At 65.0% G+C, this 9139-nt stretch carries 9 protein-coding genes; 5 read left to right on the forward strand and 4 right to left on the reverse strand.

The window, feature by feature from the left end; genetic code table 11:
- Window positions 1–126 precede the first annotated feature (126 nt).
- The 4 genes from I5M_RS15295 to I5M_RS15310 all read left to right on the forward strand — a co-directional run bounded on the left by I5M_RS15295 (window position 127) and on the right by I5M_RS15310 (window position 4502).
- Complete coding sequence (locus I5M_RS15295) at window positions 127–1020, forward strand: branched-chain amino acid ABC transporter permease (protein ID WP_031336515.1); 894 nt, start codon at window positions 127–129, stop codon at window positions 1018–1020.
- Complete coding sequence (locus I5M_RS15300) at window positions 1020–2093, forward strand: branched-chain amino acid ABC transporter permease (protein WP_022722193.1); 1074 nt, start codon at window positions 1020–1022, stop codon at window positions 2091–2093. The genes I5M_RS15295 and I5M_RS15300 overlap by 1 nt, the downstream gene beginning before the upstream one ends.
- 65 nt (window positions 2094–2158) lie before the next feature.
- Window positions 2159–3439, forward strand: a complete 1281-nt coding sequence (locus I5M_RS15305; RefSeq protein WP_022722194.1) for an ABC transporter substrate-binding protein — start codon at window positions 2159–2161, stop codon at window positions 3437–3439.
- Between the two features lie 223 nt (window positions 3440–3662).
- Window positions 3663–4502: an ABC transporter ATP-binding protein gene (locus I5M_RS15310; protein WP_022722195.1), complete on the forward strand. Its 840-nt coding sequence runs from the start codon at window positions 3663–3665 to the stop codon at window positions 4500–4502.
- Between the two features lie 56 nt (window positions 4503–4558).
- Here the strand turns inward: I5M_RS15310 and I5M_RS15315 are convergent, their stop codons facing one another.
- From I5M_RS15315 to I5M_RS15330, 4 genes are all read right to left on the reverse strand, one after another.
- Window positions 4559–5329 (reverse strand): ABC transporter ATP-binding protein, encoded by a 771-nt coding sequence (locus I5M_RS15315; RefSeq protein WP_022722196.1) that lies wholly within the window; start codon window positions 5327–5329, stop codon window positions 4559–4561.
- Window positions 5330–5333: 4 nt separating this feature from the next.
- Window positions 5334–6101, reverse strand: coding sequence for an ABC transporter permease (locus I5M_RS15320; protein WP_022722197.1), 768 nt, complete (start codon window positions 6099–6101; stop codon window positions 5334–5336).
- 417 nt (window positions 6102–6518) lie between these two features.
- Window positions 6519–7589, reverse strand: a complete 1071-nt coding sequence (locus I5M_RS15325; protein WP_022722198.1) for a methyltransferase domain-containing protein — start codon at window positions 7587–7589, stop codon at window positions 6519–6521.
- 123 nt (window positions 7590–7712) lie between these two features.
- Window positions 7713–8819 carry a hypothetical protein gene (locus I5M_RS15330; protein ID WP_022722199.1) on the reverse strand — a complete coding sequence of 369 codons (1107 nt, stop codon included), beginning with the start codon at window positions 8817–8819 and terminating at the stop codon, window positions 7713–7715.
- Window positions 8820–8884: 65 nt separating this feature from the next.
- Here I5M_RS15330 and I5M_RS15335 point away from each other — a divergent pair.
- Window positions 8885–9139: S26 family signal peptidase (locus tag I5M_RS15335; RefSeq protein ID WP_031336517.1), on the forward strand; the 255-nt coding region annotated here is incomplete at its 3' end.

Genomic DNA, 9139 nt, shown 5'->3' on the forward strand with positions numbered 1-9139 from the left:
GCCCGGCCATGACGTGGAGAGGACGCAACATATCAGGGCGTCATGCGCGGGCTTGACCCGCGCATCCATCGTTCGAAGAGGATGGATTGCCGGGTCAAGCCCGGCAATGACGTGGGTGAATATGCAATGAACTCACACCTTCTGATCCAGCTCCTCGTCAACGGCCTCGTGGTCGGCACGCTGTATGGCGTGGTGGCGATGAGTTTTGTGCTGATCTACAAGGCGACGCAGGTCGTCAATTTCGCGCAGGGCGAACTGCTGCTGATCGGCGCCTGGGTGTGCTGGACGCTGCTGGCGAAGTATCAGGTGCCGTTCTATCTCGGCATGCCGCTCACGCTGGTGTTCATGTTCGTGTTCGGCATCGCGATTCAGATCGTGGTGCTGCGGCCGATGATCGGCGAGCCGATCATCTCGGTGATCATGGTGACGATCGCGCTGTCGACCGTGTTCCAGGCGGCGCTGAAATGGATCTTCGGCGTCAACCCGCAGCCGTTCCCGCGCATCTTCGCCACGCAGTCGGTCTCGATCGCCGGGCTGCAGATCCAGACCGTTTATGTCATGAGCCTCGTCGTCTCGATCGCCATGATGATCGGCATGGCATGGTTCTTCAAAGTCTCGAAATACGGCCTCGCGATGCGCGCCACCGCGTTCAACCAGCAGGTGGCGCAGTCGCTCGGCATCTCGGTGAAGAGCGTATTCGCGATGGCGTGGGCGATCTCGGCGACGGTGTCGGCGGTCGCCGGCGTCGTCGTCGCCGTCGTCAACGGCGTGTCGTCGGGGCTGTCGGCCTACGGCATCAAGGTGTTTCCGGCCGCCATCCTGGGCGGCCTGGATTCGATCGGCGGCGCCGTGCTCGGCGGCATCATCATCGGCCTGCTCGAAAACATCGCCCAGTACATCGACAGCGAATATCTGCACTGGGGCAATCTTTATGAGATCGCGCCGTTCTACGTGCTGATCATCATCCTGATGATCAAGCCCTACGGCCTGTTCGGCACCAAGGATATCGAGCGCATCTGATGGCGAATGCTTCCCTGATCCCGGCCGGCGATTTCCGCACCTCCTACGCCGCCGACACCACGATCTTCCCGACCCGGACCAGCCGCAACGCGGTGATCCTGTCCATCGTGCTGGTGTGCTTCGCGCCGTTAGTGCTGTCGAGCTATTGGCTGACCATCCTGATCCAGATCGGCATCTTCGGCATCGCCGCGCTCGGGCTCAACATCCTGGTCGGCTTCACCGGCCAGATTTCCATCGGCCACGCCGCGTTCTTTCTGCTGGGCGCCTACACCTCTGCCTACATCAACAACACCACCGCGATCCCGGTGTTCTTCACCATTCCGCTGGCCGGCGTCGTCACTGCACTGGTCGGGCTGGTGTTCGGCGTGCCGGCGGCGCGGCTCAAAGGCCTCTACCTCGTCATCGCCACGCTGGCGGCGCAGTACATCCTGATCGACTTCTTCTCGCGCGCCGAGTGGTTCTCGGGCGGTTCGGTGCCGGCTTCGGCCAATCCGTTCTCGCTGTTCGGCTTCGTGCTGCGCGGCGACAAGCAGTATTTCTACGTCGTACTGGCGTATCTCTTGGTCTGCTACATCCTGGTGACCAACCTGATGCGGACCCGCGACGGACGGGCGCTGGTGGCGGTGCGCGACCATTATCTCTCGGCCGAGATCATGGGCATCAACCTCACCAAATATCGCACGCTGTCGTTCGGCCTCGCGGCGTTCTTCGCCGGCATCGCCGGCGCGCTGTACGCGCATTATCAGCTCGTCGTCTCCAACGAAGGCTTCGGCATCGAGCGCTCGATCCTGTTCCTCGCCATGATCATCATCGGCGGCATCGGTTCGATCTCGGGCACGCTGATGGGCACCGCCTTCGTGGTGCTGCTGCCGGAATCGATGGAGTGGCTGAGCGTGGCGCTGAAAGGCGGCGCGATCGACCGCGCGCTCGAGCTCAACAACAATCTGACCTTCCTGCGCGAGATCGCCATCGGGCTGATCATCATCGCCTTTCTGGTGTTCGAGCCGGACGGGCTGGCGCATCGCTGGCGGCAGATCAAGGCCTACTGGAAACTCTACCCCTTCTCGCATTGAGGTCGGCGCTGGGGACAAAAACAACAAACGACCTCGACTTCTGAAAGGACCGGAGGACAACGAACATGACCATGAAATCACTGCTCGGCAGCGCCGCGCTGGCGCTCGTCATCGCCGCGACGTCTGCGAGTGCGCAGGCGCAAATCGCGATCGGCCACCTCGCCGATTACTCGGGCGGCACATCGGACGTCGGCACGCCCTACGGCCAGGCCGTCGCCGACACCTTCGCCTGGGTCAACAAGCACGGCGGCGTCGCCGGCAAGCAACTCAATGTCGATACCAACGACTACGGCTATCAGGTGCCGCGCGCGATCGCGCTGTACAAGAAATGGTCGGGCGGCGACAAGGTCGCGGCGATCATGGGCTGGGGCACCGCCGATACCGAGGCGCTGACCGGCTTCCTCGCCAACGACAAGATCCCCGACCTGTCCGGCTCCTACGCGGCGGCGCTGACCGATCCGGAAGGCACCAGCGGCAAGGCCAAGCCGGCGCCGTACAATTTCTTCTACGGCCCGTCCTACTCGGACGCGCTGCGCGCCGAGCTGATGTGGGCGGCGGAAGACTGGAAGGCCAAGGGCAAGCCGGGCGCGCCGAAGTTCGTCCACATGGGCGCCAACCATCCCTACCCCAACGCGCCGAAGGCTGCCGGCGAAGCGCTGGCCAAGGAGCTCGGCTTCGAAGTGCTGCCGCCGCTGGTGTTCGCGCTGGCGCCCGGCGACTACTCGGCTCAGTGCCTCAGCTTGAAGAGCTCGGGCGCCAACTACGCGTATCTGGGCAACACCGCGGCGTCCAACATCTCGGTGATGAAGGCCTGCAAGGCGGCCGGCGTCGACGTGCAGTTCATGAGCAACGTCTGGGGCATGGACGAGAACGGCGCCAAGGCGGCCGGCGATGCTGCCGACGGCGTCATCTTCCCGCTGCGCACCGCGGTGGCCTGGGGCGGCAACGCGCCCGGCATGAAGACGGTGGAGGAAATCTCCAAGATGTCGGACCCGTCCGGCACCGCCTATCGCCCGGTGCACTACGTCGCCGGCGTGTGCTCGGCGCTGTACATGAAGGAAGCGATCGAGTGGGCGGCCAAGAACGGCGGCGCCACCGGCGAGAACGTCGCCAAGGGCTTCTATCAGAAGAAGGACTGGGTGCCGGCGGGCATGGAGGGTGTTTGCAATCCGTCCACGTGGACCGACAAGGACCACCGCGGGACCATGAAGGTCGATCTCTACCGTGCCCGCGTTTCCGGTGCGACCGACGGCGACCTCAAGGACCTGATCGCCAAAGGCACCGTGAAGCTCGAGAAGGTCAAGACTGTGGACCTGCCGCGCAAGCCGGAATGGTTTGGGTGGTGAGTTGACGGGCACTGAGTAGCGCTCCCTCTCCCCGCGTGCGGGGAGAGGGTCGGGGTGAGGGGGCGTCTCCGCGAGTCAGAGCCGCTCGGCCCCGCTGCAGCGCCCCCTCACCCGGCCCGCATCTGACGATGCGGCCCGACCTCTCGCCGCACGCGGGGAGAGGTTCTGTGCGACGCCGCGGGCTCGATTTCGTGGCCAGCAAAAATCAACTTCGGAGTTCGTCGTGCAAGTCACCGCCCAAACCGACAGCCCGCCGTCGCCCGCCGCCGCCCCCGCCCCGCTGCTCAGCGTCCGCAACATCGAGGTCGTCTACGACGACGTGATCCTCGTGCTACGCGGACTCAGCCTCGACGTGCCACAGGGCGCGATCGTGGCTTTGCTCGGCGCCAACGGCGCCGGCAAGTCGACGACGCTGAAGGCGATCTCGGGGCTGCTCAAAACGGAAGACGGCGACGTCACGCGCGGCGAGATCGTGTTCGACGGCGACCGTATCGACGGCATCGATCCCGACCGCATCGTCCGCCGCGGCATCTTCCAGGTGATGGAAGGCCGCCGCATCGTCTCCGACATGACGTCGCTGGAGAACCTGCGGCTCGGCGCCTTCACCCGCAGCGACCGCGAGGTCGGCCGCGACATCGAGATGGTCTACAACTACTTCCCGCGTCTGAAGGAGCGCACCGGCCTCGCCGGCTATCTGTCCGGCGGCGAGCAGCAGATGCTGGCGATCGGTCGCGCGCTGATGGCGCGGCCCAAGATGATCCTGATGGACGAACCGTCGATGGGCCTGTCGCCGCTCTTGGTGAAGGAGGTGTTCTCGATCATCAAGCAGATCAACCGCGACCTCGGCGTCACCATCCTTCTGGTCGAACAAAACGCCCGCGCCGCCCTCTCCGTCGCCAGCCACGGCTACATCATGGAGCAAGGCAAGGTCGTGCTCGACGGCACCGCCGACGAACTGCGCGACAACGAGGACGTCAAGGAATTCTACCTCGGCGGCGCCGGTGATCAGCGGAAGAGCTTCAAGAATTTGAAGAGCTTCAAGCGGCGCAAACGCTGGCTCTGAAGCCGCACCCGTTCGGCGTCGGCACGCCGGGTCAACTCGCGGACTCAGTCACTGCCTCAGCGCTGCGTCGCGCCTACATATTCGTCGAGGATGGCGTCGATCGGGCCCGAGGCCTTGACCATGCCCTGATCCATCCACAGCGCCTTGTTGCAGAACTGACGGCAGGTCTCGAGGCTGTGCGACGCCAGCACCAGAATGCTGGCCTTGGCGACGAAGTTCTCGATGCGGTTGCGGGCCTTGTTGATGAAACCGGCATCGCCGGCCATGATCCACTCGTCCATCAGCAGGATCTCCGGCGCGAAGCAGGTCGCCACCGCGAAGGTCAGCCGCGTCATCATGCCGGACGAATAGGTCCGCACCGGGATGTCGAGATAGTCGCCGAGTTCGGTGAACTCGACGATCTCCTGCAAGTGGCCCTCGATCTCCTGCGGCGTCATGCCGAGGATCAGGCCGCGCATGCGGATGTTGTCGTAGCCGCTGATCTCGGTGTCGATACCGAGGCCGATGTCGAACATCGGCGAAATCCGGCCGCGGCTCTCGACGGTGCCGGACACAGGCTCGTAGATGCCGGCCATGGTCCGCAGCAGCGTGGTCTTGCCGGCACCGTTGGAGCCGACCAGCGCGACGCGGTCGCCGGCCTGGATCTGCGTGGTGACGTTGCGCAGCGCCTCGACGACGATGCGGTGGCTGGCGTCGTTGGCGAGATGGCCGCCCGAGCCGCGAAACAGCAGGCTCTTCTTCAGCGATCGCGATCCGCCGTGATAGATCGGAAACGACACGCTGACGTTGTTCAGACTCAGCTCGGTCAGCATGTTGTCGGTGGCCATCGAATTAGATCCAGTAGGATATGCGCGAGCGGAAACGGGTGAAGACGTAGCCGGCGAGCCCCAGATTGATCGCCGTGATCAACAACACCGCCGCGTAGTTGAACAGGGTCGGAACCTGGCCGAGCAGCGGCCCCCGCACGATCTCCACCAGATGGAAGAACGGATTGAGGTCGGCGATGTAGACCCGCCGCGACAACAGTTCGGGCTTCCACATGATCGGCGTGATGAAGAAGATGATCTGCACCACCGAACTGATCAGCTGCGGAATGTCGCGAAACCGCGCCGAGAGGATGCCGATATACACCGTCGCCAGCGCGCCGTTCAGCAGCACCAGCATCAGGCCGGGAATGAACAACAGCCCCGCAGCGCCGGGCCAGATCCGGAAATACAGAATGACGCCGAAGTAGATGACGAAGTTGTGGGCGAAGATGATCAGCTTGCTCCACGTCGCGCGATAGACGTAGAGCGAGTACGGCAGCCGTATCTGCTTGATGTAGGATTCCGACGTGGTGAAAATCGCGCCGCCGTCGGTGAGGAAGCTGGCGATGAAGTTCCACATCAACAGCCCGATGCACAGGAACGGCAGGAAATCCTGAATCGAGGTCTTGAACAGTTCGGCGTAGAGCGTGCCGAGCGACACCCCCATCACCCCCATGCTGGCGGTCAGCCAGAACGGCCCCAGGATCGAGCGGCGATAGCGCTGCAGGATGTCGTTCAGCCCATTCCGGCCCCACAGCGGCCACGCCGACAATCGGGCGAGGACGTCGGACATCGCCGCCTCGAGCGACCTCTGGTGCCGCCGCGGACGAACAGCTTCGGCCGGGCGGGGCCTGCGAACGGTTTTGGAAGGTTGCAGACATCAATCGCGTTTCCAAGCTGGGCGACTCTGAGGTGGCGGGCACCTATCGGCGCCCGCGCCAGCGCCCGTATAAACGACACCTGCCCCGATTCAAGCGCATCGGGCGCCCCGCGGGAGCCCCGGATGGGTGGAGGGCGGCCCTGCGGCAGCAGGATCGCGAGCCGGCCAGGCTCGCCGCAGTGCTTAAGCCACAGTTCGACCAGCGGGTCCAGCGTTCCGGCGCCGGCCCGTGCACGAGGTTCCGCAGGGGACGCCTGCCTCCGGACAGGCCGCCGCTGACGCGCCGGTCCAGGCCGGCCAGCGCTGCGCGTCTGCGGCGCCGTGCGAGCGTCAGTCGCCGAGCGCCATCAGAAAGCTCAGCCGCTTGTCGGCGTTCGAGATCCGGTCTCCGACATTTTCCAGCACCACGGTGAAGCTCGAGCTGCCGCGATCGTAGGACACCGGGTTGGTCGGATAAAACTGGGCGCAGCGATACGGCAGGAATCCGTCGGACGCCAGCTGCGCCATCAGCACCAGGAACGACGCCGGTGTGAACACCCAGCAATGCGCGTCGAGATATTTGCCCGACAGCGCGACCTGCGTCAGCTCGAGATGATTGGTCGCGGCTTTCGGCGGCGACACCGCGCCCCGGCCGGCGACCACGTCGTGCGGATACAGCGAGCCCGGGATCGCCCAATGCATGTTGATGGCGGTGGCGAGCGACTGATTGTCGTACACCGCCTGCACGCTCGGGATCACCGCGCCGAGCAGATGCGCCTCGACCATGTCGGACGGACGGCTCTCCTCGCGGAACAGGTCGAAGGTCAGTCGTCGGTCGGGCAAGGACAGCGCCAGCATCCCGCCCGGCTTGATCACCGTCGCCAGATCCTGCAGCCAGCCGATTGGGTTGGGGACGTGCTCCATCACCTGCGAGCCGACGACGTAGTCCACCGGCGCCACCGGCCGCAGCGTATCGGCGAGGCTGTTGTTGACCATCGGCAGATCGATCGGCGCGATGTCGGTCAGCGTCGGATATTTCTCGCGCAGGCCGTCGGTGTCGAGGTGATCGACATAGAGAACGTTGCTCTCCTCCTTCGACAGCAGCGGCAGATTGAGCGGGCCGATCTCGACGCCCTTGCCGGCCAGATCGAGGTGGACGGTCAGCTTCTGCTTGTAGCTGAGCCCGGGCGTATCCGGCTTGGGCCAGGCGCGGGCAGTCGGCAGCGCCGCCCCCGGCGCAACATGCCCGCGCGCCTGATAATAGGCTTCGCGATATTGCAGCACGGCCGCATTGGTGTCGAGGTAATCGCGATATTCCTGCCCATCCTTGCGCTCCTGGGCAACGGCGAGCTTCTCGGACAACTCGCGGACCTGAGCGAGAAGCGCGTGACGATGCTCCTGGATCCGCCGCAACGGCGGCACTGTCGTCAAGGCAATTTACTTCAATATCGCTCGCATGACTACAACCTCTGTCCGCCATTCTTTCCCGTGATAATCGTCGAGCAGCACTACGACGATGCCCTGTCCAGATACGCCTTCTCCGTATTATGGCGCGTAGGAAATATCCAGCCCAAGTGAGCCCCCGTTAGCGACCGCGGCGCCGTCGACTTCCGCCGGCGGGGGAGCGGCTTGCGGATCGGGCCGGTAGAGTGGCAGCCCGACCGGCGCGGCGGGGGGTTGGTCGCTGTCGGCGCCGAACACGATCTCGACCTGGTCGGGCACCTCCGGCGGTACCGTCGCGATCGGTAGCTCGAAACGCTGCCAGTCGCTGACACGAGTACTGTCGATCGTGCCCGCGCCGAGCTCGATGGCTCGTCCGTCGCGGCGTGCAACGATCCGCCAACGGATGGTGTAGCGGCTCGGCTGCTTCCCCCATGTGACGAGCTTCAGCGTCACGGCCTCAAGTCGATGCTCGGGCTTGAAGCGCTGCACGATTTGCCGCCCCGGCAGTATCTCGACGCCACCGACGAAGGCCTCCGTGGTCAGCGACTTCGTCTCCAGCGGGAAGTAGCGGTTATTGGGTAACGGGCAAATCCGCTGCCCATCATCGACGATGCCATAGGCGCGGACGGTCCGGCGCGGCTCGCTGGCGAAGATCGCGGTCCAACCCGCCGTCTTCGCCGCCGCGGCCGGCGCCTGTTGGTCGCTGCGGAAGCCGGGCAGACCGAAGCCGACCACGCGATTTTCGGCATCGACCAGAGCCACCAGCTGCACGGGACGATTGCGGGCATTGTCCCAGGCGGTCCCCCTGCTGATCCAAACCGGCTCGTGTATTGGGGGCGTGCGCGCGTGCTGCACGTAGAAGAGCCGCAGCGGCATGACCGGGCCGGCGGTGCCGCTGCAGGCCGAGGGATCGCTGCGCCCGGCGACATCGCCGATGTTGCGCCCGAGCCAGGACCGGAATCGCGCCAGCGGGCCCTCCGGCGTAGCCGGAGTATTCAAGTAGAAGGTGTCGGGCGACGTCGGAATCAGCGCAGGCAGGCCACTCGACAGATAGCTCGCCCACACCGGCCATTCCAGATCCCGGGCAATGCGCGGCGTGTTGGCGATGACCGGCAGCAGCGCGAGTTGAACGATCGCAACCGCTGCGGCCAGCGCCGTGCGGACGTAGGGCCTCGCCGACAGGCAGCAGATGAACCACAGCGCGAACACGCTGCCGTGGGCGTCGGCCAGCCGACGCTGCGGATGGACAGAATTACGGTCGGAGGCACTGGCGGATGATCTACACAGCGGATAAGACTTCGGAAGGCGGAACGCTGCGGCGCTGGGCATCGCAACTGACGCAGCTCGCCGCCGTGGTGGCGATCGTGCTGGTCGGCAAGGCCGCGCTGGCGGAGCCGTTCTACGTGCCGTCCGGCTCGATGGAGCCGACGCTGTTGATCGGCGACGCGCTGCTCGCCTCGAAATATCCCTACGGCTACTCCAGCGCGTCGCTGCCGATCCATGTCGCCTTCCCCGAAAACAGCCGGGTG

Origin of the sequence: Rhodopseudomonas sp. B29 (assembly GCF_000333455.1) — a bacterium.
GTDB lineage: Bacteria > Pseudomonadota > Alphaproteobacteria > Rhizobiales > Xanthobacteraceae > Rhodopseudomonas.

What these genes read in the sequence shown, in the direction of transcription:
- I5M_RS15300 (WP_022722193.1), top strand. Translation starts at nt 1,020, where the DNA reads ATGGCGAATGCTTCCCTGATCCCGGCCGGCGATTTCCGCACCTCCTAC.
- I5M_RS15320 (WP_022722197.1), bottom strand. Translation starts at nt 6,101, where the DNA reads ATGTCCGACGTCCTCGCCCGATTGTCGGCGTGGCCGCTGTGGGGCCGG.
- I5M_RS15295 (WP_031336515.1), top strand. Translation starts at nt 127, where the DNA reads ATGAACTCACACCTTCTGATCCAGCTCCTCGTCAACGGCCTCGTGGTC.
- I5M_RS15315 (WP_022722196.1), bottom strand. Translation starts at nt 5,329, where the DNA reads ATGGCCACCGACAACATGCTGACCGAGCTGAGTCTGAACAACGTCAGC.
- I5M_RS15305 (WP_022722194.1), top strand. Translation starts at nt 2,159, where the DNA reads ATGACCATGAAATCACTGCTCGGCAGCGCCGCGCTGGCGCTCGTCATC.